Here is a 23,557-nt window from a genome sequence, read left to right as displayed (position 1 = left end):
CCTGCCTCGCCCGCAACGAAAAAGCCGCCCTGAGGCGGCTTTTCCTTCATGCGCGACGGCTCAGGCCTGGGCCGCCTGCAGCGCGGCGATACGCTCCTCGATCGGCGGGTGCGTCGAGAACAGCTTGCCCACGCCGGACGTGATGCCCATGGACTGCAGGCCCTTGGGCAATTCGCCCGGCACCATGCCGCCCAGGCGCGCCAGCGCATTGATCATCGGCTGGCGCCGCCCCATCAGCTGGGCCGAACCGCGGTCGGCGCGGAACTCGCGCTGCCGCGAGAACCAGGCCACGATGATGGCGGCCAGGAAGCCCAGCAGGATGTCCAGCACGATGGTGGTGACCATGTAGCCGATGCCCGGGCCCGAGCGCTCGCCACGGCTGAGCCAGCTGTCCACCAGGTAGCCGATCACGCGCGACAGGAACACGACGAACGTGTTCATCACGCCCTGGATCAGCGTCATCGTCACCATGTCGCCGTTGGCGATGTGCGCCACTTCGTGGCCGATGACCGCCTCGACCTCCTCGCGCGTCATGCCCTGCAGCAGGCCGGTGGAGACCGCGACCAGCGCGTTGTTCTTGAACGCACCGGTGGCGAACGCGTTGGGCTCGCCCTGGAACACGCCGACCTCCGGCATGCCGATGCCGGCCTTGTCGGCGAAGCGGCGCACCGTCTCGACGATCCAGCGCTCGTCCGGGCCCTCGCTGCCGGTGATCAGGTGGACGCCCGAGCTCCACTTGGCGATCGTCTTGGACAGCAGCAGCGAGATGATCGCGCCGCCGAAGCCCATGACGAAGGCGAAGCCCAGCAGTGCGCCCAGGTTCAGGCCGTTGGCCGTGAGATACCGGTTGACGCCCAGCAGGCTGGCGACGATCCCGAGCACCACCACGACCGCGAGGTTGGTGGCCAGGAACAGGACGATGCGTTTCATAAGGCTCCGAAAAGTGAAGTCCGGGATTTTCCCAGCGCTCAGGTGAGGTGCCGGCGTCCGGATTCAAGGGCCGGCCCACCCGTCGCGCGCCGCATTCTGCCCTGCCTTCACCGCCTGCGCGGCCGGAACACCACAGAGTCCTCGTAGAACGAAAAGTTCTGGTTGGCCGCATCCCAGCCCGGGATGCCCGACAGCGGCAACGGGGTGAACGGCTTGCCGGCCAGCCGCTCCGGCGTGCAGCGCCCGGCCAGCCAGGCGTCGGCCGCTTCTACGCTGTCCAGCGCGCAGGGCTCGCACCAGACATGGGCGGTGAGGTCCTTGCGCGGCGCGGCCAGCTTCTCCAGCAGCGCGTGGCCGAAGACGAGCACGCGCGCGTGCTGCCACTGCGGCCGCAGCTCGATGAAGAGCCGGTTCCAGTCGCGTTCGATCAGCGCGTACCACAGGGGCTGCGGCGCCTCCAGCAGGGCGCCGTTCTCGTCGAACAGCGTGATCGCATCGCGTACCGGCCCGCGTCTGTCGCCGATGCCGTGCGCGGCGATCTCGCTCGCCTGCAACTCGTTCAGCCGCGCCTTGGCACGCGGCATGCGATGCCAGACCAGGCCGTTGAAGAAGTCGTGCAGGTTGTCGCGCGTGGGGCATTGACGGCGTTCGAAGATGAACTGCTCGTAGGGCGTTCCTTCGGGGAGCGCGTCCTGCGGCACGAAACGGACCGGAGCCGGAGCCCCTGCGTTGAGTGCGTCCTGCAACAACGCGGATCCGGCGAGGAGTTGCTCGACCGCCCTCCCCGGCTCGCGCCAGGCCGCGTACCAGGGCGCCTGCCAGTCGAGGCGGTCAGGCAACGGCGTCCAGGCGCCGCAGCTTGTTGGGCGCGCGCGCCGGCATCAGTTCGACGGGCAGGCCGAGCTTCTTGAAGAAGCTGGGCGCGGTGGCGCTGCGCGTCATGGCTTTCGCGTCGCGCAGCTTCTTGACCACGGCGTTGAGTTCCACCGCCTCGCCGTCCGCGAAGCCCGGTATCTCCTCCAGCAACGACCAGACAGATGACGCGATGTCAGGCGCCTCGGCGGGTGCGGCCGCCGCCTTCCGGCCCGCCGCGCTGGTGGTTTTCCTGCCTGACTTGCGAGCAGCGCTGGTCGCAGCCGGCGCTGCGGCCGGTGCGGGCGCCGGGGCGGGAGCAGCGCGCGCCGCCTTGCCGGGGGCCAGCGGGATCACTTCGGCATAGACGCGCTGCAGCACGCCGAGGTCGGCCTTGTGTCCCTGGGCGTAGCACAGGACGTGGCGGCCGGACTCGCGCAGCCGGACGGCCAGGGGAGCGAAATCACCATCGCTCGAACCGATGGCGACGATGTCGGGCAGCCCGTTGGAATGCAGGAGATCCATCGCGTCCACGACCAGCGCCGCATCGGTGGTTCCCTTGCCCTGGTTCACCACCACGCGCGCGGCATGCTTCTGCAATACCTCGCGCGCCGCCGCGAGCGTTTCAGGGCTGCCGTAGGCACGCAGCACAGAGACCATCAGCCCGCGCTTGGCGAGATCGGCGATCGCCTTCTCGGCCACTTCGGGCGACAGGTTGTCGGCGTCGATCAGGAGTGCCGCTGCGGGCCGGGCGTTCGGGCTCACGGCGTCAGGCCGCTTTCCACCGCAGCATTTCGCCGGCGCGCAGCGGCTTGAGCTGCGCTTCGCCGAACCCATAGGTGTCGGGCACCGTCCATTCCTGGCGTTTCAGCGTCAGCTTGCCGGTGTTGCGCGGCAGGCCGTAGAAGTCGGCGCCGTAGAAGCTGGCGAAACCCTCCAGCCGGTCGAGGGCGCCGGCGGCTTCGAAGGCTTCGGCATACAGCTCCATCGCCGCATGCCCCGTGTAGCAACCGGCGCAACCGAGCGCATGCTCCTTCAGGTGCGAGGCATGCGGCGCGCTGTCGGTGCCCAGGAAGAACTTCGGGCTGCCGGAGGTCGCCGCCTCCACCAGCGCGACGCGGTGCACCTCGCGCTTGAGCACCGGCAGGCAGTAGTAGTGCGGCCGGATGCCGCCGGTGAAGATGGCATTGCGGTTGTAGAGCAGGTGGTGCGCGGTGATGGTCGCGGCGGTCAGGCGGTCGGCATCGCGGATGTACTGCGCGGCCTCGCGGGTGGTGATGTGCTCCATCACGATCTTGAGGCCGGGGAAGTCGCGCCGCAGCGGGATCAGCTGCTCGTCGATGAACACCGCCTCGCGGTCGAACAGGTCCACGTCCGGTGAGGTGACCTCGCCGTGCACCAGCAGCGGCAGGCCCTCGCGTTGCATCGCTTCGAGCGTGCGCGCCGTCTTGCGGATGTCGGTCACGCCGAAGTCGCTGTTGGTCGTGGCGCCGGCCGGATAGAGCTTGACCGCGGCGACGCCCGCTTCGCGCGCCCGGCGGATCTCCTCCGGCGGCAGGTTGTCCGTGAGGTAGAGCGTCATCAGCGGTTCGAACGCGATGCCCCTGGGGACCGCTGCGCGGACCCGCTCCCGGTACGCGGCCGCCTGCTGCGCGGTGGTGACGGGCGGCTTGAGGTTGGGCATGACGATCGCGCGCGCGAACTGTGCCGCCGAATGCGGCACCACCGCCGCGAGGGCGGCGCCGTCGCGCACGTGCAGGTGCCAGTCGTCGGGGCGGGTGATCGTGAAGGAGTCGGCCATGGGCCGATTGTCCCAGAGCGAGCCGGGACTCAGCGGACCGGCGCGTGGCGGAACGCGGAAGGCGTCATGCCGGTGTGGTCGCGGAACACGCGGCTGAAATGCGAAGGGTTGCCGAAGCCCCAGGACAGCGCGATGTCCGTGATCGGCCGCGCGTTCGCACCGGAGTGCTGCAGCTCGCGGATGCAAGCCTCCAGCCGCAGTCTCTGGATGAACGCCGCGATCGACTCGCCCTCGCCGGAAAAAGCGTTGTACAGGTGCCGCCGGCTGCAGTTCAGCGCACGCGCGACCGTGTCCACCGAGAGCTCCGGGTCGCGCAGGTGCTGCTGCACGTGCGCGCGGATGCGGTCGCGCAAGGCCTCGCGTTGCGTGACGGCCGTTTCCAGGCCGGCGAGTTCCATCAGGGAGAGCTGCACCAGCTGCTTGATCATCTCGCCGGCACCGCGCGCGGCCGCCTCGCTCATGTGCGGCAGCTCCTGGTAGGTGTTGCGCATCGTCTCCAGCGCCACGCGCGAGATTCCGCTGGCGCCCAGGCGGCGAGCCATCACGCCGTCGACGCGCAATGCGCGCTCGATCACCGCGTCCTTGGGCACCATCACGATCAGGTGGTCGACGCGCTCCGGGTTCGCGATCTCGTAGGCGGCCGTGGTGTCGTAGATCACCCAGGCGCCAGCGCGGGCGCAGGCCTCGCGGCCCTGTTGCTGGACGGTGGCGCTGCCCTGCCACGGCGCGACGATCTTCAGGTAGGCCGTGTCGCTGGTTCGCGCCATGCCCGGCGTGCGCAGCACCCGGTGGCGGTTGGCTTCCAGCCGCGTGAGGATGACGTCGCCCGCGTGCGAAGCGACCAGTTGCCCGTCGAATTGGGTATCGCCATACAGGTCCGAGCCGAGGCCGCCGAAGTGCTGCCACACCCACTCGCACCACTGCGGCGCGCGGTCGCGCGGCGCGACGGCATCGGTGGTGAAGCTCAGGGACTCGGCCATGCGCGGGATTATCCGCGCCGCCTCTCAGGCCCGTCCGCAGGCCCTTGAGGGAAAACCCGACCCCCGGTGCACGGGCAGTACAGCGCAAAGTGCCCGGGCAGCAAAGCGCGCGCCGCGCCCGCTGCATACGATCCCGCACCACCTCTCGAGGAGACCTGCGATGTCCCAGCGCACGAGCTTCAATCCCAGCAACCGCCGCCAGTTCATCCGCGGCGCCGCCGCGGCGGTCGGCGCGATGTCGGTCGCGCCCCACCTGATCGCCCAGTCGGGCCCGGTGCGGGTGGGCTACGCGATCGCCCGCACGGGCCCGTGGACGGGCGGCGCGCAGGTCAGCCAGGAACCCAACTACCTGCTGTGGGCCGAGCAGCAGAACGCCGCCGGCGGCCTGGACGTGAAGGGCGTCAAGCGCCAGATCGAGCTGATCAGCAGCGACGACCGCAGCGAGGTCGAGACCGTCGTGCGCACCTACGAGAAGCTGATGGGCAGCGACAAGGTCGACCTGGTGCTGCCGCCGTGGGGCAGCAACGCCAACTTCGCTGTCGCGCCGCTGGCCAACCGCTTCGGCTATCCGTTCCTCGCTCCCACGGCGCTGTCACGGCGGCTGGTCGAGATGAAGCTGCCCTACTTCTTCCTGCTGCTGCAGCAACCCAAGCCGATGTGCGATGCGCTGGTCGACATGCTCAAGGCCAACGGCGCGAAGACGGCGGCCTGCATCTACGTGGACGACCTGTTCGGGCTGGAGAACTACGCGGCGCTGAAGGTGGCGCTGGCCGGCAGCGGCATCCAGCTGGTGCAGGACACCAGCTACCCGGGCGGCGTGAAGGACCTGTCGCCCACGCTGCGATCGATCAAGGACAAGAACCCCGACGCGTTCATCGGCTTCACCTACCCGCCCGACACCATCCTCGCCAGCCGCCAGGCCAAGGAAGTCGGCTTCAACCCGAAGTTCTTCTACGCCTCGGTCGGCACTGCGTTCCAGCTTTACAAGAACGTCATGACGCCCGCGGGCGCCGAAGGCGTGCTGGGCATGGGTTCCTGGAACGCGAAGACCAGCCCCGGCGCGAAGGCGTACTTCGAGGCGCACACCAGGAAGTTCGGCGGCAAGGAGCCGGACCGCTGGGCGAGCGGCCACTGCTGGGCCGGGCTGGAGATCCTGACCAGCGCCGTCAAGCAGGTGGGCCTGGACCGCAAGGCGATGCGCGACTACATCGCGAACACCACGCACAAGACCATCATCGGCGACGTCAAGTTCACCGGCAGCGAGAACACCGCCACGCCGGGCACGGTGGGGCAGTGGCAGAACGGCGAGATGGAGGTCGTGTGGCCGCCGAAGGTGGCGACGGCGAAGCTCAATCCGGCCAAGCCGGCCTGGAAGTAGCCCCTTCATCCATGTGCAAGGACACGCCCCGGCACGGGGCGTGTTTTCCTCTGTGATCTCCCTCGGCGCCTGGCTCGAACTCCTCACCTCCGGCCTGATCACGGGCGGCATCTACGCGCTCGTCGCCCTCGGGCTGAACCTGCAGTACGGGCTGATGCGCATCCTGAACATCGCCCATGGCGAGTTCCTGATGGTGGGCGCGTACCTGACCTGGATGGTCCAGACCTCCTTCGGCATCCACCCGCTGGTGATGGTGCCGGTGTCGTTCGCGCTGCTCATGGCGCTCGGGCTCGCCGTCCATTTCCTGTGCTTTCGCCGCCTCACGGCCACCTCCCCGAACCTGGATGTCTTCGAGGCCCGCGGCCTGATGGTCGCCTTCGGCCTGATGTTCCTGGTGCAGAACTTCGTCAACTGGATCTGGGGCGGCGACCTGCGCGGCTACGAGTTCCTCACCGAGCCGGTTCGGTTCGGCGGCGCGCAGTTCGCGGCCAACAAACTGCTGGTGTTCGCCCTTTCCTTGCTGTTCGCGGGCGCGATGATCGTGCTGCTGCGGATGACGCTGCTGGGCAAGGGCGTGCGGGCGCTGATGCAGTCGCCGGTCGGCGCGCAGCTGGTCGGCATCAACACGCGGATGCTGCATCCGCTGATGTTCGGCATCGGCCTGGGGCTGTCGGGCGTCGCGGGCTGCCTGCTGTCCATGGCCTACACGATCTCGCCCTCGATGGGCGAGCCCTACACCGTCACCGCGCTGATCGTCATCACGCTCGGCGGCTTCGGCAGCATGTCGGGCGCGCTCGCGGGCGGACTGCTGCTCGGCGTGGTGGAAGCGCTCGGCATGCACTTCACCAATCCCTCGCTCAAGGCGCTGCTGTCGTACGCGGTCTTCATCGCCGTGCTGCTGCTGCGGCCCGAAGGGCTGTTCACGCGAAAGAGCCGCAAGGCATGACGAGTCGCCAACTCCTCGTGCGCGACATTCTCGTGCTGTTCGGCCTGACCGGCTGGGCGCTGGCCCTGCCCTACTGGGGAAGCGATTTCATCGTCTCGCTGGCGCTCACCTGCCTGATGTACATCGCCCTGTCCTCCAGCTGGGCCCTGTTCTGCGGCTTCACGCGCTACCTGTCGCTGGCGACGTCGGCCTTCTTCGGCATCGGCGCGTATGCGTGCGCGCTGTCGCTGGAGACAATGCCTTGGGGCCAGGCCATTGCGCTCGGCGCCGGGCTTGCCGCGCTGGTCGCGGTGCTGATGGGCGCGGCGGTGCTTCACCTGCGCGGCACCTACTTCGCCGTGCTGACGTTCGGGATGACGGAGCTGATCCGCCACGGCGTCACCTATTTCGAGAAAAGCGTCACCGGCACCGTCGGGCGCGTGCTCACCGTCGTGCCCGAGCGCGACACGGTCTACCTCACCGTGCTGGCGCTCGCGATGTCCGTCGTTGCGGTCTCGATCTGGGTGCGCCGCACTCGATTCGGGCTGGCGCTGGCCGGCATCGGCGCGGACGAGCAGCGCGCGCAGACGCTGGGCGTGAACACGCGCTGGGTCAAGCTGGCCGGATTCGCGATGACCGCGGCTTTCGCGGGCGCGATCGGCGCCGCCATGTCGGTGCGCTGGACCTACATCGACCCGGTCACGGTGTTCAATCCCTTCATCGGGTTCCAGACCGTGCTGATCGCGCTGATCGGCGGCGCGCTGACGCTGTGGGGCCCGCTGATCGCCGCCATCGTCTTCAGCCTGCTGGCCGAGACGCTGCGGCTGCAGGCGCCACAGGTCTACATGATGACGCTGGGCCTGCTGCTGATCCTGTCGGTGCTGTACCTGCCCGGCGGCCTGGCTTCGCTGCGGTGGGACACGCTGCGCGGCTGGTGGCGCGACGCCGGGGCGTGGTGGAAGGAGCGCCGCTACGAGTGGAGCGGCGACAAGGCGCGCGACAAGCAGCGGGCCCGGGAGCGCCGCCTTGTCTAGTCTCAGCGCCCCCACGCTTGGCGCTTCGCGCACTGCGCCGCCCCCCGAGGGGGCTGCGGACGGCTTGGGGCGGCCCGGCGCGGCCGCCCGCATCGTCCTGGACGCGCGCGACGTCACGGTGCGCTTCGGCGGCCTGGTGGCGGTCGACGCGGTGAGCGCCACGTTCCGCGCCGGCGAGCTGGTGGGCATCATCGGCCCCAACGGCGCCGGCAAGACCACCTTCTTCAACGCCATCTCCGGCGTGCAGGCGCCCACCTCGGGCCGGATGGTCGTGCTGGGCGATGACCTCACCGGCAAAGGTCCGCACCGCTACGCCGCGCACGGCCTCGCGCGCACGTTCCAGACCCCGCGCGTCTTCGCCGACATGCCGGTGGCCGCCAACATCGCCTTCGGCCTGAAGTTCGCGGGACGCCGTCAGCGCAAGTACTGGTTGTGGGGCGAGGAGAGCACCGTGCCCTGGACCCTGCGCGACGCCGGGCGCATCCTGCAGCTGATCGGCCTGTCGCAGCAGGCGGACCTTCCGGCCGGTGCGATCACGCCGTCGCAGCAGCGGCTGCTCGAGATCGGCATGGCGCTGGCGACACGGCCGAAGCTGCTGCTGCTCGATGAAGTGGCGGCGGGCCTGACCGAGGCGGAGATCGACAACATGGCGCACCTGATCCGCCGGCTGCGGGACGAACTGGACCTGACGGTCGTGTGGATCGAGCACGCCGTGCGGGTGCTGCTGCGGCACGTCGAGCGCGTGATCGTGCTGCACCAGGGCCGCAAGATCGCCGACGGCACGCCGCACGAAGTGGTGCACGACCCCGAGGTGGTCGAAGCGTACCTGGGCGACGAGATGACCGAGGAGCAGCCCGCATGATGTGGTGGCGCGAGATGGCTTTCGAGCACGGCGCCGCCGCGCGCCGTGCCCACCTGAAGGTGCGCGGCCTGTCCGCCGGGTACGGCGCGTTCCCCGTGTTGCGGGACCTCGCCTTCGAAGCCCGGCCGGGGCTGACGGTGATCCTGGGCCCGAACGGCGCGGGCAAGACGACGCTGCTGCGCGCGCTCAACGGCCTGATCCCGCGCAAGGGCGAAGTGCTGCTGGACGGCGACGACCTGCCGGAGAAGACGCACGAGATCGTGCGCGGCGGCGTGGTCCTGGTGCCGGAAGGGCGCCAGCTGTTTCCGCAGCTCACCGTGCTGGAGAACCTGGAGCTCGGTGGCTGGCTGGTCCCGAAGTCCGAGCGGTCCGCGCGCATCGAGCAGGTGCTGGCCGACTTCCCGAAGCTGCGCGAACGCTCGGGCCAGCTGGCCGGCACCATGAGCGGCGGCGAACAGCAGATGGTCGCCGTGGCGCGCGCAATGGTCAGCTCGCCGCGGTTGCTGATGCTCGATGAACCGTCGCTCGGGCTGGCGCCGCGCATGGTCGACGAACTGCTGGCGATCGCGCGGCGCATCGCCGACAGCGGCACGACGGTGCTGATGGTCGAGCAGAACGTCAAGAAAGCCCTCGCCGTCGCCGACCGCGGCTACGTGCTGGAGCGCGGTACGCTGGTCGCCAGCGGGCCGGCGAAGCTGCTCGCCCGCTCCACGGTGATCCGCGAAACCTACCTCGGCGCGCAGAGCAGCGAGACCACCACCGCGGCACGGGCCGCTCGAGACGCGGTTCGAGATCCCAACGCCGCTCGCCCGGAGCCTGTCGAAGCGCCTCGACAAGCCCGGCCCGAACGCATTTCCTGAACCTTGCCCCAAGGAGCACCGCCATGTCCGACCTCTCCATGCTGATCAACGGCTTGAAAGTCACCGCCGAGAAGAATGCGACGTTCGAGCGCCGCAATCCGCTCGACGGCACCGTCGCCACGCGCGCGCCCGCCGCGTCCGCCGCCGACGCGAAGATGGCGGCGGATGCCGCGGCCGAAGCCTTCCGCACCTGGAGCGAGACCGGCCCGAGCGAACGGCGCGGCCTGCTGCTCAAGGCGGCGGAGAAGCTGGAAGCCAAGCTGCCGCAGTTCGTGGAAGCCGTGGCCGCCGAGACCGGCGCCACGGGCATGTGGGCGGGCTTCAACGTGATGCTGGCCGCCGGCATGATCCGCGAGGCGGCTTCGCTGACCACGCAGATCTCCGGCGAGGTGATCCCCTCGGACGTGCCCGGTTCGCTGGCGATGGGCGTGCGGCAGCCGGCCGGGGTGGTGCTGGGGATCGCGCCCTGGAACGCGCCCATCATCCTGGGTGTGCGCGCCATCGCGACGCCGCTGGCCTGCGGCAACACGGTCATCCTCAAGGGCAGCGAGAACTGCCCGCGCACGCACCAGCTGATCGTCGAATCGTTCATCGAGGCCGGGTTTCCCGCGGGGGTCGTCAACTACATCACCAACGCGCCGCACGAGGCCGGCATGGTGGTCGAAGCCATGGTGTCGCACCCGGCGGTGCGCCGCGTCAACTTCACAGGGTCGACCCGCGTCGGCAGGCTGATCGCGCAGACCTGTGCCAAGTACCTCAAGCCCGCGGTGCTGGAGCTGGGCGGCAAGGCGCCGCTGGTGATCCTGGACGACGCCGACCTGGACGACGCGGTCAACGCGGCCGCCTTCGGCTGCTTCGCCAACAGTGGCCAGATCTGCATGAGCACGGAACGCATCATCGTCGACGAGAAAGTGGCCGACGATTTCGTCCGCAAGTTCGCGGCCAAGGCCAGGTCGCTGCCGGTCGGCGATCCGCGCAAGCCCGAGCCGGTGGTGCTGGGCAGCGTCATCGGCATGAGCACTGTGGAGCACTGCAACGCGCTGCTGGACGACGCCTTGTCCAAGGGCGCCAAGCTCCTGTGCGGCGGCAAGGCCGACAGCACCCTGATGCCCGCCACGGTGCTGGACCACGTGACGCCGCAGATGCGCATCTATCACGAGGAAAGCTTCGGACCGGTCAAGCCGATCGTGCGCGTGCGCGGCGTGGAGGAAGCGATCGCCTGCGCGAACGACAACGAGTACGGCTTGTCGGCGGCGGTGTTCGGGCGCGACCTGGCGCGCGCGTTCAACGTCGCGCGACGCATCGACTCGGGGATTTGCCACGTCAATGCACCCACGGTGCACGACGAGGCGCAGATGCCGTTCGGTGGCGTGAAGGGCAGCGGGATGGGAAGGTTCGGCGGGCGAGCGGGAGTCGCGGAGTTCACCGAGCTGCGCTGGATCACGATGCAGACGCAGCCGCGGCACTATCCGTTTTGATGGACCGGCAAAGCCGGCTCCATCGTCAAAGGGTGTCTGCGCTGCATGTTATTGCGCGCAGGCGGCTCGACCTGCGGTCGTGAACTAGTGGCTGAGGATCTTGTTCAGGAAGTCTTTGGTCCGCGCCTGCCGCGCCTCCGGATTCCCGAAGAAATCGTCCTTGCTGCAGTCCTCCAGGATGCGGCCGCCGACGTCGATGAAGATCACGCGGTTGGCAACCTTGCGCGCGAAGCCCATCTCGTGCGTGACCACCATCATGGTCATGCCTTCCTTGGCGAGCGTGACCATGACGTCCAGCACCTCGCCCACCATCTCCGGGTCGAGCGCGGAGGTGGGCTCGTCGAACAGCATCACGATGGGGTCCATCGACAGCGCACGCGCGATCGCCACGCGCTGCTGCTGGCCGCCCGACAGCTGGCCGGGGAACTTGTCCTTGTGCGCCATCAGGCCCACGCGGTCGAGCATCTTCAGGCCGCGCTTGCGGGCCTCCTCGGTGTTTCGGCCGAGCACCTTCATCTGCGCCAGCGTGAGGTTCTCCGTCACCGACAGGTGCGGGAACAGCTCGAAGTGCTGGAACACCATGCCCACCCGGCTGCGCAGCTTGGGCAGGTCGGTCCTGGGTTCGTTGACCTGGATGCCGTCGACGAAGATGCGGCCCTTCTGCACCGGCTCCAGCCCGTTGACCGCCTTGATCAGCGTGGACTTGCCCGAGCCCGAAGGGCCGCAGACCACCACCACGTCGCCCTTGTTGATGCGGACCGAGCAGTCCTGCAGCACCTGCACGGGGCCGTACCACTTGGAGATGTTGTCGATCTCGATCATCGGTCTGTCGTTCTTCGCTGTGTCCATGGGTCCCTCGTTGTTCGTTCAGCGGATGATCTGCACCCTGTTCTGGACCGCTCGAACGACCTTCGAGAGAGCCAGGCACATGAAGAAGTACAGCACGGCGGCCAGCAGGTAGGCCTCGATGGGGCGGCCCAGGTTCTTGCCCGCGGTCTCGAAGCCCTTGAGCATGTCGTAGGCGCCGATGGCGTAGACGAGCGAGGTGTCCTGGAACAGGATGATGGTCTGCGTCAGGAACACCGGCAGCATGTTGCGGAAGGCCTGCGGCAGGATGATCAGCTTCATGTTCTGCCCGTATGTCATGCCCAGCGCGTAGCCGGCGTTGACCTGCCCGCGCGGGATCGACTGGATGCCGGCGCGCACGATCTCCGAGAAGTACGCCGCCTCGAACGCGATGAAGGTGATCACGGCCGACATCTCGGCGCCTATGGGCCGCCCGATCGCAAACGGAATCAGCAGGAAGAACCACAGCAGCACCATCACCAGCGGGATGGAGCGCATCGTGTTGACGTAGGCGGCCGACGGGATCTCCAGCAGCTTGACGCCCGACAGGCGCATCAGCGCCAGGATGGTTCCGAAGACGATGCCGCCGACGGTGGCCACCACAGTCAGCCAGATGCTGAAGATGAAGCCCTTGATGACGAAGGGCGCCAGCAGGTCCCAGCTGAAGAAGGACAGGTCGAGGCTGCCGAGCATTTCAGTGCCCTCCCATGCCGCCGGCGGCGACGAAGCCGGGCACGCGGGTCCTCTTCTCGATCACGCCCATCACCCGGTTGATGGCGAACGCCGAGATCGCGTAGAGCACCGTCGCGGCCAGGTACATCTCGACGGGCGCGGACGTCTCCTCGCCCGACTGGCGCGCGAAGAACGTCAGTTCCGCGATGGACACCGCGAAGGCCACCGACGAGTTCTTGACGATGTTCATCGACTCGCTGGTGAGCGGCGGGATGACGATGCGCAGGGCCATCGGCAGCAGCACGAAGCGGTACGTCTGCCCCGTCGTGAGCCCCAGCGCCATGCCGGCATAGCGCTGCCCCCGGGGCAGTGACTGGATGCCCGCGCGCACCTGCTCGGCGACCCGGGCCGACGTGAACAGGCCCAGCGCCATGATCACCAGCACCACCGAGGGCACGCCTTTCATCGCCGGGAAGATGCCCGGGATGACGAAGTACCAGAGGAAGATCTGCACCAGCAGCGGGATGTTGCGGAACAGCTCCACCCATGCATTGCCCAGCCGCACCAGCCACGGACTGTTGGGCAGCGTGCGGATGGTGCCGATGATCAGCCCGCTGACCAGCGCCACCACCAGCGCGCAAAGCGCCACGAACAGGGTCCAGCCCCAGGCCGTGACGATCCAGTTCAGGTACGTCTCGTCGCCGCCCCTGCCGAAGCAACCGACCACCGTCTCACCGGAGGTGGTTTCCCTGCAGAAGACCTGCCAGTTCCAGGCCATGCGCTTCTCCTCTCCGTCTTGCTCTTCTTTGCATCTTCACGGTCGCCCCCTTCAAAAGCAAGACCCCTGCCCAACGCGCTCGGACAGGGGTCCTTCGGGGGGCAGCCGCGAATTACTTCTTCGCGTACTCTTCCATCGGCTTGTCGTTCGGGCTGGCCCACGCCTGTTTCGTGTTCTCGGACAGAGCCAGGCCGATCTTGATGTTCTTCGGCGGGATCGGCTGCAGGAACCACTTGTCCCACAGCTTGTTCATCTCGCCGGACTTCACCAGGCCGGCGATGACGTCGTTGCCCAGCTTCTTCAGGGCCGCGTCGTCCTTGCGGACCATGATGGCGATGGGCTCGACGTTGAGCACTTCGCCGAGCAGCTTGAAGTCGCCCGGATTGCGCGAGTTGGCGATGTTGCCCGCCAGGATGGAGCCGTCCATCACGAAGGCGTCGGCACGGCCGGACTCGAGCAGCAGGAAGCTGTCGGCGTGGTCCTTGCCGAAGACTTCCTTGAAGTCCAGGCTGGCGGCGCGCTCGTGCTTGCGCAGGTGCTGCACCGAGGTGGTGCCGGTGGTGGTGGCCACCGTCTTGCCATTGAGCTTGGCGATGGTGTCGATGCCGGAGTTGGCCTTGACCGCGACCTTGACCTCCTCGACGTAGGTGGTGTTCAGGAACGAGACGTCCTTCTGGCGCGCGGCATTGTTGGTGGTGGAGCCGCACTCGATGTCCACCGTGCCGTTCTGCACCAGCGGGATACGGTTCTGCGAGGTGACGGCCTGGTACTTCACCTCCAGCTTCTTGCCGGCCTGCTTCTCCAGCTCGGCCAGGATGCGCTGGCAGATCTCCACATGGAAGCCGGCGAACTTGCCGTCGCCCAGCGTGTACGACAGGGCGCCGGAGGACTCGCGCACGCCCATGGTGACCACGCCGGAGGACTTGGCCTTGGCGATGGTGTCGTTCGCCTGCGCGAACGCGGCGCCGGAAGCGGCGGCGGCGATGGCGGCGGCCAAGAGGACCTTCTTCATGCAAATCTCCTGAAAGGGGAACGAGGGTGAAGTGAAAACGAAATTCTAGAGACTCGGCGTTCGGGGATTACCCTGTATGTCCTTCGAAGCCACCGTCGGGTCGTTCTCAAAAGCAGGCTTCATGCCGCTTTCCCACCGATGGCTTCGAGCCGCAAGGGCTGCGTCAGCTTTTCCGGCACCAGCAGCGCCTGCATCTGCTCGCGCGTCATGATGCCCAGCGTGTGCGCGACGTCGACGATGGGCGCGCCGCTCGCGATCGCCGTCTTGGCGATCAGAGCCGCCTTCTCGTAGCCGATGATCGGATTCAGCGCCGTGACCAGCGTGACCGACTCCCGCACGCGGCGCGCCAGCAGCTCGTGGTTGGCCTCGATGCCCGACACGCAGTGGGCCTGCAGCGTGAGGCAGGCGTTCGCCAGGTGCAGGATGCTCTTGTGCAGGCTCCAGCCCATGATCGGCTCGAAGGCATTGAGCTGCAGCTGGCCCGCTTCCGAGGCCATGGTCACCGTCATGTCGTTGCCGATCACCTCGAAGGCCACCTGGTTCATCACCTCCGGGATCACCGGATTGACCTTGCCCGGCATGATGGATGAGCCGGCCTGCCGCGGCGGCAGCTTGATGTCGCCGAAGCCCGCCTGCGGCCCGCTGGACAGCAGGCGCAGGTCGTTGCAGGTCTTGGACAGCTTGGTGGCCACGCGCTTGAGCACGCCCGAGAGCTGCACGAAGGCGCCCGTGTCCTGCGTCGCCTCGACCAGGTTGGGCGACTTGATGACGGGCACGCCGCTCACTTCGGCCAGGTGCCGGCAGGCCAGCTCGGCATAGCCGTGCGGCGCGTTGATGCCGGTGCCGATGGCGGTGGCGCCGAGGTTGATCTCCTGGATCAGGGCGCGCGCCTCGCGCAGGCGCTGCTCGTCCTCGCCGATCATCACCGCGTAAGTGGAGAACTCCTGCCCGAGCGTCATCGGCACCGCGTCCTGCAACTGCGTGCGGCCGATCTTGAGCACGTCCTTGAACTCCTCGGCCTTCGCCTCGAAGCCGGCACGCAGGATGGCCATCGCGTCCAGCAGCCGGTCGATGCCGAACCACAGCGCAAGGCGCACCGCGGTGGGATAGACGTCGTTGGTGCTCTGCGAGGCGTTGACGTGGTCGTTGGGATGCAGCACGTCGTAGCGGCCCTTCTCGAACCCGAGGCGCTCGAGCGCCAGGTTGGCGATCACCTCGTTGGCGTTCATGTTGGTCGAGGTGCCGGCGCCGCCCTGGATCACGTCCACCACGAACTGCTCGTGGTACTGGCCGTCGATCAGCTTCTCGCACGCGCTCATGATCGCGAAAGCGCGCTTGGACTCCAGCACGCCCAGTTCGAGGTTGGCTTTCGCCGTGGCCTTCTTGACGAAGCCGAAGGCGCGAATCAGCTCCGGCATCGCGGAAACGGGCGTCCCCGAGATCGGGAAGTTCTCCACCGCTCTCGCTGTGTGCACCCCCCAGTACGCTTCGGCAGGGATCTGCTTGTGTCCCAGGAAGTCTTGCTCGATGCGGTGTTCGGACGGCATGTGGTGGAGGTGGTTGGTTCAGTGGCGCGAACTTTAGTCAGCGCTTCCGGCCGCCGCCAATGCTGTTTGGGAGCCGGGTTATGCAAATTGCTCATGACCACCGCCCGATGCGGCCCGCCAGCCCATCAGGACGCAGTCGCTTGCCCGACGAGGTAGGCCCACAAGGCCTGGGCCGTGCTCTTGGGAGCATCGCGACCGGATGGCTTCTCGCGGTACGCGCGGATGTCCATCGCGAGCTCCATGCCGGCCATGCCCGGCGGCGCCGCAGGCACCAGCCGCCGCGAGCGCAGTTCCTTCTTCACCGCGCTGTGCGGAAGGAAGGCGACGCCGTGGCCTTCGAGCGCCATCACCTTCAGGCCCTCGGCCATGTCCGTCTCGTAGACGCGGTCGAGGTGGATGGCCATGGCCGACTGCTTGAGGATGAGGTCGGTCACCCGCCCCAGGTACGCCCCCGGCGCGTAGCCGAGATAGGGCAAGGGCTGGTTCGCGCGGCCGGGCAGCTTGAAGAGCGGCTCGCCGTCGGCATCCGCCTTGCAGTACGGGGCCAGCACTTCCTGCCCGAGCGTGACCATCTCGTAGCGCTCGGCGTCCAGCTGCAAGGGCTGCGAGGCGTGGTGGTAGGCGATCAGCACGTCGCAGCCGCCTTCGACCAGGCGCATCACCGCGTCATGGACGTTCAGTGCGATCAGGCGGCTCTTGATCGGCCCGAACTTCTCGCGCAACGAGGACACCCAAGCCGGGAAGAAGGTGAAGGCCAGCGTGTGCGGTACGGCGAACTCGATGACGTCCTGCCCCGCGGCCGAGTGGCCGCGCAGCATGGCGCGCGTGCTTTGCAGCGCCTGCAGCATCTCGAGCGATTGCGTGTAGAGCGTTTCGCCGGCGGGCGTGAGCCGCGTGGGATAGGAGCTGCGGTCCACCAGGTCGGTGCCGGCCCAGGCCTCCAGCGCCTGGATGCGGCGGGAGAAAGCCGGCTGGGTGACATGGCGCAGCTGCGCGGAGCGGCTGAAGCTGCGCGTCTCGGCCAGGCTCACGAAATCTTCCAGCCACTTGGTTTCCATGGGACCTCACTGCCATCCGCTGATGCTGATGGCCCGGGATTGTCGCCCGCCCCGTCAGGCCGGGAACTCGGTGATGCGCGCGCTCACATGGTCGCCGTCGACGTGCAGCTCGCCGGCCGCGATCGGCAGCTTGAAGCGGCGCGGCCCCGCGCTGCCCGGATTGACGAACAGCACACCCTCGCGCTCCTGCACCACCGGCTTGTGCGAATGCCCGGACACGACCACCCGCGCGGCGCGTGCGCGCGCATGCCGCGGCAGGTCGGCCAGGTCGTGCAAGACGAAGATGCCGACGCCCTCGACGGTGACGAGCTCCGCTTCCTCGAGCCGGTCGGCCCACGGTCCCCAGTCGTTGTTGCCCCGCACCGCCTTCACCGGTGCGATCTGGCCAAGCTCCTGCAGCACCTTCGCATCGCAGATGTCGCCGGCGTGCAGGATCAGGTCGCTGCCGCGCAGGAACTCCAGCACGGGCGGCCGCAGCAGGCTGTGCGTGTCGGAAATGAGGCCGATGCGGGTCATGGCGCGTTCAGTCCTGGTTCCAGCGCACGGTGAGGATCGTGGAGCGCCGCTCGCAACGCCAGCGGTGGTACACGCCCGCGCCCCAGGCCGCGTAGTCGCCCGCGCGCGTCATCACCAGCGTGCGCGTGTGGTCCGGATGGAAGTCCGGCTCGTCGCTGAAATCCAGCTCGAAATGCGAGCCCGTGGTCACCAGCATCGACATCGTGCGGCCCGCGCTCACCTGCTTGTCGCTGCGGCTCACGTGCCCGTCCGGGTGGTCGTACCACTTCACGCACAGGCCCGACAGGGGCGCGTCCTGCGGCACGTGCAGCAGGTCCGAGCCGGGCAAGCGCGTCCAGTCGGAAAAGCCGATCACCCAGCCGGTGCCGCTCGTGTCGGCGTCGTAGAAATTGCCGGTGATCAGATCCATGCGTCAGGCGAGCGTCGCCGGGTCCAGGTTGGCGCCGCAGACGATGAGCGCCACGACCTCGTTCTTCGCCGGACGGTAGATCCCGGTGTGCAGGGCCGCCAAAGGCAGCGCGGCCGCCGGTTCCAGCGCCAGCTTCATTTCCTTCCACAGCCACAGCTGCGCACTGCGGATGGCCTCGTCCGGCAGCAGCAACGACTGCGGCACGAAACGCTGCGTGATGTCCCACGCGAGCGAGCCGATGCGCTTGGCGCCGAGCGAGTCGGCGGCGATGCCGCTCACGCTGACGTCGACCGGCTCGCCGGCCTGGCGCGCGCGATGCAGCGTCGGCGCGAGTTCCGGCTCCAGCGCCACGACCCGGCTGCGCTGCTCGAACCAGGCCGCGACGCCCGCGATCAGCCCGCCGCCGCCGACGCTCACCAGCACCGAATCCGGCACGGCGCCGCCCTGCTCCTCGATCTCGCAGGCCAGCGTGCCGGCGCCCGTCACCACCTCGGGCTGGTCATAGGCATGCGTGAGCAGAGCGCCGGTTTCCTTCTGGCGCTGCAGGCAGGCTTCGAGCGCTTCGGCGTAGACGGAGCCGGTGACCACCACCTGCGCGCCGAGCTGGCGCAGCTTGGCCTGCTTGGCGGAACTGCTCACGGTGGGCACGAACACTTCGCAGCGGACGCCCAGCTCGCGCGCCGCGGCCGCGGTGGCGATGCCGGCGTTGCCGCCGGAAGCGACGATCACGCCGCTGGCCGGGATCTCGTTCGACAGCAGGCGATACAGCATGCCGCGCGCCTTGAAGCTGCCGCCGGCCTGCAGGTGCTCGAGCTTGAGCCAGACCTCGCGGCAGTCCACGCCCAGCGCGCTGCCGGGCAGCTTCCACAGGGGCGTGCGGCGGATGAAATGCGGGAAGCGCTCGCGGAAGGCCTGAGCGGCCTGGCCGATCTGCGCGCGGTTCAAAGCTTCAGCCCCTTGGGCAGCGGGAACTTCATCGTCTCCTGCACGCCATCCATCTTCTGCACGGCGACGGCGCCCAGCGACTTGACGCGGTCGATCACCTGGTCGACCAGCAGCTCGGGCGCCGATGCGCCCGCCGTGAGGCCGACGCGCGACTTGCCCTCGAGCCACTCCGGCTTGAGTTCACCCGCGTTGTCGACCATGTAGGCCGGCACGCCCAGCTTGCGCGCCAGTTCCGCGAGCCGGTTGCTGTTGCTGCTGGTGGGGCTGCCGACCACGATGACCACGTCGACCTGGCGCGAGAGCAGTTTCACCGCATCCTGGCGGTTCTGCGTGGCATAGCAGATGTCCTGCTGCTTGGGCTCGCGGATGCTGGGAAAGCGCGCGCGCACGGCGGCGGTGATCTCGGCCGCGTCGTCCACCGACAGCGTGGTCTGCGTCACCACGGCCAGCTTCTCGGTCTGCGAAGGCTGCACCTGCGCCACGTCGGCCACGTCTTCGACCAGGTGGATGCCGCTCTCCAGCTGGCCCATCGTGCCTTCGACCTCGGGATGGCCCTTGTGGCCGATCATGATGAATTCGTAGCCCTCGCGGGCGAGCTTGGCCACTTCCACGTGCACCTTCGTCACCAGCGGGCAGGTGGCATCGAATACCTCGAAGCCGCGCTGCCGCGCCTCCTCCTGCACCGCCTTGCTCACGCCGTGCGCCGAAAACACCAGCGTGGACCCGGGCGGCACTTCGGCGAGGTCCTCGATGAAGATCGCGCCCTTGGACTTGAGGTCGTTGACGACGTAGGTGTTGTGCACGATCTCGTGCCGCACGTAGATGGGCGCGCCGAACTTCGCGAGCGCACGCTCCACGATCTCGATGGCGCGGTCCACCCCGGCGCAAAACCCGCGCGGCTCGGCCAGGACGATCTGCTTGGGGTCGTTCACAGCACTCCGATCACATGGACTTCGAACGTGACGGGCTGGCCGGCCAGCGGATGGTTGAAGTCGAACAGCACGGCGTCGGCCACGCCGTCGCCATCGCCGTCGCGGCCGACCTGCTGCACCGCGCCCGCGTAGCTGCCCATGCCGTCGGGCGTGGGGAACTGCACCACGTCGCCGACGTGGTACTCCTCATCCGGGTCGCCCAGTTCGCGCAGCAGCTTGCGCGCGACCCACTGGACCATCTCCGCGTTGCGCTCGCCGAAGGCTTCGCCGGCGGGGATCTGGAAGGTCGCACGGGCGCCCTCCTCCAACCCGAGGAGACGCTGCTCGACGGCCGGCGAAAGTTCGCCGGTGCCCAGTGTCAAAGTCGCGGGCTTGTCCTGGAAGGTGTTGATGATGTCGCCGCCGGGCCCGGCCAGGCGGTAATGCAAGGTCAGGAAGGAGCCCGGCTGCACGCGGGGCGGAGAGGAAGCCATGGAGTGGGAAGCCAAGAGACGTGATTTTAGGGCGCGAGCCCCGGCCGGGCCGGACCTGCGGGCTCTCCAAGGCTGATCCGTGACACTGCTGGAACTGCCGCTGGACGCCCGCCCGCGCGAGAAGCTGCTCACGCGCGGCCCCGCGGCGCTGTCCGACACGGAGCTGCTCGCGCTGCTGCTTCGCACCGGCATGGCGGGCAAAGGCGTGTTCGCGCTGGCGCAGGAACTGGTCGACGGCTTCGGCGGCGTCGCGGGCCTGCTGCACGCCGGGGCCGACGAACTCAAGCGCATCAAGGGCCTGGGTGGCCCGGCCAAGCGCGCCGAACTGCTGGCCGTGCTGGAACTGGCGCGCCGCGCGATGGCCCAGCAGTTGCGCGCGAGGGAGGTGTTCAGCTCGCCCGACGCCGTCAAGCATTACCTTCAATTGCACCTGGCGCGGCAGGTGCACGAACTGTTCGCCGTGATGTTCCTGGATGCGCAGAACCGGTTGATCCAGATGGAGGTGATGTTCCGCGGCACGCTCACGCAGACATCGGTGTATCCGCGCGAGGTGGTGGTGCGGGCTCTCAAGCTGGACGCCGCCGCGGTGGTCCTCGCCCACAACCACCCGAGCGGCACGGTGCTGCCTTCTCGCGCCGACGAGGCGCTCACCCAGACACTGAAATCGGCGCTGGCGCTGGTGGACGTGCGTGTCCTGGACCACGTCATCGTCGCGCCGGGCGAGGCGCTGTCGATGGCGCAGCGCGGGCTGCTTTGACCCGCGGCTGCGAGGCGCGGGCTCCTCCCCGACGTCATCCCCGCGAAGGCGGGAATCCAGTGCTCCCCATTTTCGGTCCGGGGAATTGGAAGCACTGGGTCCCCGCCTCCGCGGGGATGACGGCTGATTCGCGATCGGCCGTGGTGTCTAATCGGAGTGAATCCCCATCCCACGGTCCCGTTCGGGGCCGCGCGTGCCGTGAAAGCCAGATCCCTCCAGGACCTCCAGCAGATCCAGCGCAAGCTGGCGGAGCAGCAGAAGCTCGCCGCGCAGCAGGAGGCCGCGCGCAAGGAGGCGCAGCAGAAGGCCGACGCGGAACGCAGCCTGTTCGTTCGGGCGGCCGGCGAGGTGCAGCCGCTGCGGCACGCGCCGCGGGTGCACCTGGCGGGCGAACCGCCGGCGCCCATCGCCGTGCAGCAGCAGCTGGACGAACAGCGCGTGCTGCTCGAATCCATCAGCGACGAATTCGACGCCAGCACCCTGCTGGACGTGGACGACGCTCTCAGCTTCCGCCGCCCCGGCGTCGGCCTGGACGTCACCCGCAAGCTGCGCAAGGGCCACTGGAGCATCCAGCGCGAGATCGACCTGCACGGCCTGCGGCGCGAGGACGCACGCGAGGCGCTGGCCGCGTTCATCCGCGAAGCGCACCGGCAGGGCGTGCGCTGCGTGCGCGTGGTCCACGGCAAGGGCCTGGGCTCGCCCGGCCGCACGCCGGTGCTCAAGGCGCGGGTGCAGGGCTGGCTGGTGCAGAAGAAGGAAGTGCTGGCCTTCGTGCAGGCTCGTGGTGACGAAGGCGGCGCCGGCGCGCTGGTGGTGCTGCTCAAGCCGCTCGGGCCGGGCGCCTGAGCGGCCCCCCACCGCTCAGGCCGCGAGAGGCGGCGCGGGCTCCTGCGCCAGCGGCAGGCCGGGCATCGGGCGGCCGTACAGCCGGCGGATCCTTTCCTGCAGCGGCGGGTGCGAGTCCAGCCAGCGGCCACGGGCTGCCGCGTCCCCCACCAGCAGCAGGTGCTGCGCCGCCCCCGGCCAGGCCGGCCCGCGCACGTTCTGCGCCTGTTGCGTGAGCGCCTTGCGCAGCACGCCCCCCAGGCCATCGCGGCTGCGCGTCCACTGCACCGCGCGGGCATCCGCCAGGAACTCGCGCTGGCGTGACACGGCCGCCTGCAGCCAGCGTCCGGCCCACCAGCCGAACGAACCCATCGCCATCACGGCGCCGCCGACCACCAAAAGCGGGCCACCGCGCTCACGCACCGCGTCACCGAAACGCCAGACCAGCTCCAGGCCCGTGACCATGCCGGCCAGCTTCATGTTCAGCCGGGTGTCGCCTTCGTGGATGTGGCTGCACTCGTGCGCCACCAGGCCCTGCAGTTCGTCGCGGGTGAGCGCGTCCAGCGCGCCTTCGGTGACGGCCAGCACGGAATCCTCCTCGTCCCAGCCCGCCGCGAAGGCGTTGATCGTCATCGCGCGCGGCACCACCATCACCTGCGGCCTGGGCATGTGGGCGGCGATGCAGACCTCATCGACGATGTTGCACAGGCGCTGCTCCTGCTGCGACGCCGAAGGCCGCGCCTCGCGCGCCCCGATGCGCCGCGCCAGCCGCTCGGCCCCGCCGCGCGCGCGCAGGTTGGACGTCTCGATCCACCAGCCGCCCAGCACCAGCAGCAGCGTGACGCCGACGTTGATGGCCGCGAAGCCGGGCGGCCGGGCCAGCGAGAAAAGCGCGATCCAGTCCAGCGCCCGGAAGATCGCAGCGAGCGCGGCATGGACACCCACCACCGTGCCCGCCACCGCGAGCATGAACAGCAGCACCAGCCGCAGCGACCCGGCCCGCGCGCTGTCCTGCAGCTCGAAGAAGCGCACGGTGCGCTAGAACGCGACGCGCGGCGCCTGCCGCTCCTGCTCGCTCTGGGTGGACTGCAACATGCCGGCTTCGTCGAAACCGAACAGCCGGGCCACGACCACGTCCGGGAAGCGGATGGCGGCGTCGTTGTACTCGAGCACTTCGTCGTTGTAGGCCTGGCGCGCGAAGCCGATGCGGTTTTCCGTGCTCACCAGCTCTTCGCTCAGGGAGAGCATGGTCTTGTTGGCCTTCAGCTCGGGATAGGCCTCGGCGACCGCCAGCAGCCGCCCGAGGCTGCCGCCCAGCGCCTGCTCCGCGTGGGCGAGCGCCGCCACGACGGCGGGGTTCGCGGGCCGCGCCCGCGCGTCCGCGGCGGCGCCAAGCGCCGTGCCCCGCGCGCGGACCACCGCCTCCAGCGTGGCGGCTTCATGCGCCATGTACTTGCGCGCCACCTCCACCAGGTTGGGCACGAGGTCGTAGCGCCGCTTGAGCTGGACGTCGATCTGCCCGAAGGCGTTCCTGATGCGGTTGCGCCGCTCCACCAGGCCGTTGTAGGCCGCCACGGCCCACATGACGATGCCCGCGGCGATCGCCACCATGATCCAGCCCGCCGTCGTCATGCGTCCCTCCCGAAGCCAGCGACGCGGACATTATTTGAGTGGATGAGCCAGGCGC

26 protein-coding genes are annotated in these 23,557 nt (G+C 68.8%); 8 read left to right on the top strand and 18 right to left on the bottom strand.

Annotated features, from left to right (window positions below; all coding sequences use genetic code 11):
* Positions 1-60: 60 nt before the first annotated feature.
* From htpX to EZ313_RS00870, 5 genes are all read right to left on the bottom strand, one after another.
* A complete protein-coding gene (gene htpX, locus EZ313_RS00890) occupies positions 61-930 on the bottom strand; it encodes a protease HtpX (protein ID WP_135261346.1) in 870 nt (289 codons plus the stop codon).
* A gap of 107 nt (positions 931-1,037) precedes the next feature.
* On the bottom strand, positions 1,038-1,769 hold the full coding sequence (locus EZ313_RS00885) for a DUF3025 domain-containing protein (RefSeq protein ID WP_135261345.1): 732 nt from the start codon (positions 1,767-1,769) through the stop codon (positions 1,038-1,040).
* Positions 1,762-2,547, bottom strand: a complete 786-nt coding sequence (locus tag EZ313_RS00880) for an NYN domain-containing protein (protein WP_167772455.1) — start codon at positions 2,545-2,547, stop codon at positions 1,762-1,764. Before EZ313_RS00880 ends, EZ313_RS00885 begins: the two co-directional genes overlap by 8 nt.
* A 4-nt stretch (positions 2,548-2,551) precedes the next feature.
* Positions 2,552-3,583, bottom strand: coding sequence for a dihydroorotase (pyrC, locus tag EZ313_RS00875; protein ID WP_135261343.1), 1,032 nt, complete (start codon positions 3,581-3,583; stop codon positions 2,552-2,554).
* Positions 3,584-3,612: 29 nt separating this feature from the next.
* Positions 3,613-4,563: a helix-turn-helix domain-containing protein gene (locus tag EZ313_RS00870; protein WP_135261342.1), complete on the bottom strand. Its 951-nt coding sequence runs from the start codon at positions 4,561-4,563 to the stop codon at positions 3,613-3,615.
* A 160-nt stretch (positions 4,564-4,723) separates the two neighbouring features.
* Here EZ313_RS00870 and EZ313_RS00865 point away from each other — a divergent pair, with 160 nt between their 5' ends.
* From EZ313_RS00865 to EZ313_RS00840, 6 genes are all read left to right on the top strand, one after another.
* Entirely contained in the window at positions 4,724-5,941 is a 1,218-nt protein-coding gene (locus EZ313_RS00865; protein WP_135261341.1) for an amino acid ABC transporter substrate-binding protein, read from the top strand.
* A 55-nt stretch (positions 5,942-5,996) separates the two neighbouring features.
* Positions 5,997-6,887 (top strand): branched-chain amino acid ABC transporter permease, encoded by an 891-nt coding sequence (locus tag EZ313_RS00860; protein ID WP_135263513.1) that lies wholly within the window; start codon positions 5,997-5,999, stop codon positions 6,885-6,887.
* Positions 6,884-7,900, top strand: a complete 1,017-nt coding sequence (locus EZ313_RS00855; RefSeq protein WP_135261340.1) for a branched-chain amino acid ABC transporter permease — start codon at positions 6,884-6,886, stop codon at positions 7,898-7,900. The genes EZ313_RS00860 and EZ313_RS00855 overlap by 4 nt, the downstream gene beginning before the upstream one ends.
* A gap of 64 nt (positions 7,901-7,964) precedes the next feature.
* On the top strand, positions 7,965-8,762 hold the full coding sequence (locus EZ313_RS00850; protein WP_420849295.1) for an ABC transporter ATP-binding protein: 798 nt from the start codon (positions 7,965-7,967) through the stop codon (positions 8,760-8,762).
* Positions 8,759-9,622 (top strand): ABC transporter ATP-binding protein, encoded by an 864-nt coding sequence (locus EZ313_RS00845; RefSeq protein WP_135261339.1) that lies wholly within the window; start codon positions 8,759-8,761, stop codon positions 9,620-9,622. Before EZ313_RS00850 ends, EZ313_RS00845 begins: the two co-directional genes overlap by 4 nt.
* A 23-nt stretch (positions 9,623-9,645) precedes the next feature.
* Positions 9,646-11,100, top strand: a complete 1,455-nt coding sequence (locus EZ313_RS00840) for an aldehyde dehydrogenase (protein WP_135261338.1) — start codon at positions 9,646-9,648, stop codon at positions 11,098-11,100.
* Positions 11,101-11,184: 84 nt separating this feature from the next.
* On the opposite strand, the gene EZ313_RS00835 is transcribed toward EZ313_RS00840, so the two are convergent.
* From EZ313_RS00835 to EZ313_RS00785, 11 genes are all read right to left on the bottom strand, one after another.
* Complete coding sequence (locus EZ313_RS00835; protein WP_135263511.1) at positions 11,185-11,922, bottom strand: amino acid ABC transporter ATP-binding protein; 738 nt, start codon at positions 11,920-11,922, stop codon at positions 11,185-11,187.
* A 45-nt stretch (positions 11,923-11,967) separates the two neighbouring features.
* On the bottom strand, positions 11,968-12,639 hold the full coding sequence (locus tag EZ313_RS00830) for an amino acid ABC transporter permease (protein ID WP_135261337.1): 672 nt from the start codon (positions 12,637-12,639) through the stop codon (positions 11,968-11,970).
* Position 12,640: 1 nt separating this feature from the next.
* Complete coding sequence (locus EZ313_RS00825; RefSeq protein ID WP_135261336.1) at positions 12,641-13,396, bottom strand: amino acid ABC transporter permease; 756 nt, start codon at positions 13,394-13,396, stop codon at positions 12,641-12,643.
* A 112-nt stretch (positions 13,397-13,508) separates the two neighbouring features.
* Positions 13,509-14,408 carry an amino acid ABC transporter substrate-binding protein gene (locus EZ313_RS00820; RefSeq protein WP_135261335.1) on the bottom strand — a complete coding sequence of 300 codons (900 nt, stop codon included), beginning with the start codon at positions 14,406-14,408 and terminating at the stop codon, positions 13,509-13,511.
* A gap of 119 nt (positions 14,409-14,527) precedes the next feature.
* Positions 14,528-15,955 (bottom strand): aspartate ammonia-lyase, encoded by a 1,428-nt coding sequence (locus tag EZ313_RS00815; RefSeq protein ID WP_135261334.1) that lies wholly within the window; start codon positions 15,953-15,955, stop codon positions 14,528-14,530.
* Positions 15,956-16,080: 125 nt separating this feature from the next.
* Positions 16,081-17,013, bottom strand: coding sequence for a LysR family transcriptional regulator (locus EZ313_RS00810; protein ID WP_135261333.1), 933 nt, complete (start codon positions 17,011-17,013; stop codon positions 16,081-16,083).
* Positions 17,014-17,067: 54 nt separating this feature from the next.
* On the bottom strand, positions 17,068-17,529 hold the full coding sequence (locus EZ313_RS00805) for a metallophosphoesterase family protein (RefSeq protein WP_135261332.1): 462 nt from the start codon (positions 17,527-17,529) through the stop codon (positions 17,068-17,070).
* 7 nt (positions 17,530-17,536) lie between these two features.
* Positions 17,537-17,938 carry a hypothetical protein gene (locus EZ313_RS00800; protein WP_135261331.1) on the bottom strand — a complete coding sequence of 134 codons (402 nt, stop codon included), beginning with the start codon at positions 17,936-17,938 and terminating at the stop codon, positions 17,537-17,539.
* A 3-nt stretch (positions 17,939-17,941) separates the two neighbouring features.
* Positions 17,942-18,883, bottom strand: coding sequence for a threonine/serine dehydratase (locus EZ313_RS00795; RefSeq protein WP_135261330.1), 942 nt, complete (start codon positions 18,881-18,883; stop codon positions 17,942-17,944).
* Positions 18,880-19,815: a 4-hydroxy-3-methylbut-2-enyl diphosphate reductase gene (gene ispH / locus EZ313_RS00790; protein WP_135261329.1), complete on the bottom strand. Its 936-nt coding sequence runs from the start codon at positions 19,813-19,815 to the stop codon at positions 18,880-18,882. The genes EZ313_RS00795 and ispH overlap by 4 nt, the downstream gene beginning before the upstream one ends.
* A complete protein-coding gene (locus tag EZ313_RS00785; protein WP_420849273.1) occupies positions 19,812-20,288 on the bottom strand; it encodes an FKBP-type peptidyl-prolyl cis-trans isomerase in 477 nt (158 codons plus the stop codon). The genes ispH and EZ313_RS00785 overlap by 4 nt, the downstream gene beginning before the upstream one ends.
* 79 nt (positions 20,289-20,367) lie before the next feature.
* On the opposite strand from EZ313_RS00785, the gene radC reads away from it, so the two are divergent.
* Both radC and EZ313_RS00775 read left to right on the top strand, forming a co-directional pair.
* On the top strand, positions 20,368-21,045 hold the full coding sequence (gene radC, locus EZ313_RS00780; protein WP_135261327.1) for a RadC family protein: 678 nt from the start codon (positions 20,368-20,370) through the stop codon (positions 21,043-21,045).
* Positions 21,046-21,243: 198 nt separating this feature from the next.
* On the top strand, positions 21,244-21,891 hold the full coding sequence (locus EZ313_RS00775) for a Smr/MutS family protein (RefSeq protein ID WP_135261326.1): 648 nt from the start codon (positions 21,244-21,246) through the stop codon (positions 21,889-21,891).
* A 15-nt stretch (positions 21,892-21,906) separates the two neighbouring features.
* Here EZ313_RS00775 and EZ313_RS00770 read toward each other — a convergent pair whose 3' ends face one another.
* Positions 21,907-22,902, bottom strand: a complete 996-nt coding sequence (locus EZ313_RS00770) for a M48 family metalloprotease (protein ID WP_135261325.1) — start codon at positions 22,900-22,902, stop codon at positions 21,907-21,909.
* Positions 22,903-22,908: 6 nt separating this feature from the next.
* Positions 22,909-23,502, bottom strand: coding sequence for a LemA family protein (locus tag EZ313_RS00765; protein ID WP_135261324.1), 594 nt, complete (start codon positions 23,500-23,502; stop codon positions 22,909-22,911).
* Between the last annotated feature and the right edge of the window lie 55 nt (positions 23,503-23,557).

Source organism: Ramlibacter henchirensis, assembly GCF_004682015.1.
GTDB lineage: Bacteria > Pseudomonadota > Gammaproteobacteria > Burkholderiales > Burkholderiaceae_C > Ramlibacter > Ramlibacter henchirensis.
The sequence above is the reverse complement of the archived record's forward strand: the minus strand, read 5'-3'. Positions and strand labels throughout refer to the sequence as shown.

Bases quoted from the DNA above. Each gene is read 5' to 3' on its own strand.
- htpX (WP_135261346.1), bottom strand. From the start codon at position 930: ATGAAACGCATCGTCCTGTTCCTGGCCACCAACCTCGCGGTCGTGGTG.
- pyrC (WP_135261343.1), bottom strand. From the start codon at position 3,583: ATGGCCGACTCCTTCACGATCACCCGCCCCGACGACTGGCACCTGCAC.
- EZ313_RS00870 (WP_135261342.1), bottom strand. From the start codon at position 4,563: ATGGCCGAGTCCCTGAGCTTCACCACCGATGCCGTCGCGCCGCGCGAC.
- EZ313_RS00865 (WP_135261341.1), top strand. From the start codon at position 4,724: ATGTCCCAGCGCACGAGCTTCAATCCCAGCAACCGCCGCCAGTTCATC.
- EZ313_RS00855 (WP_135261340.1), top strand. From the start codon at position 6,884: ATGACGAGTCGCCAACTCCTCGTGCGCGACATTCTCGTGCTGTTCGGC.
- EZ313_RS00845 (WP_135261339.1), top strand. From the start codon at position 8,759: ATGATGTGGTGGCGCGAGATGGCTTTCGAGCACGGCGCCGCCGCGCGC.
- EZ313_RS00840 (WP_135261338.1), top strand. From the start codon at position 9,646: ATGTCCGACCTCTCCATGCTGATCAACGGCTTGAAAGTCACCGCCGAG.
- EZ313_RS00835 (WP_135263511.1), bottom strand. From the start codon at position 11,922: ATGATCGAGATCGACAACATCTCCAAGTGGTACGGCCCCGTGCAGGTG.
- EZ313_RS00830 (WP_135261337.1), bottom strand. From the start codon at position 12,639: ATGCTCGGCAGCCTCGACCTGTCCTTCTTCAGCTGGGACCTGCTGGCG.
- EZ313_RS00825 (WP_135261336.1), bottom strand. From the start codon at position 13,396: ATGGCCTGGAACTGGCAGGTCTTCTGCAGGGAAACCACCTCCGGTGAG.
- EZ313_RS00820 (WP_135261335.1), bottom strand. From the start codon at position 14,408: ATGAAGAAGGTCCTCTTGGCCGCCGCCATCGCCGCCGCCGCTTCCGGC.
- EZ313_RS00815 (WP_135261334.1), bottom strand. From the start codon at position 15,955: ATGCCGTCCGAACACCGCATCGAGCAAGACTTCCTGGGACACAAGCAG.
- EZ313_RS00810 (WP_135261333.1), bottom strand. From the start codon at position 17,013: ATGGAAACCAAGTGGCTGGAAGATTTCGTGAGCCTGGCCGAGACGCGC.
- EZ313_RS00805 (WP_135261332.1), bottom strand. From the start codon at position 17,529: ATGACCCGCATCGGCCTCATTTCCGACACGCACAGCCTGCTGCGGCCG.
- EZ313_RS00800 (WP_135261331.1), bottom strand. From the start codon at position 17,938: ATGGATCTGATCACCGGCAATTTCTACGACGCCGACACGAGCGGCACC.
- EZ313_RS00785 (WP_420849273.1), bottom strand. From the start codon at position 20,288: ATGGCTTCCTCTCCGCCCCGCGTGCAGCCGGGCTCCTTCCTGACCTTG.
- EZ313_RS00765 (WP_135261324.1), bottom strand. From the start codon at position 23,502: ATGACGACGGCGGGCTGGATCATGGTGGCGATCGCCGCGGGCATCGTC.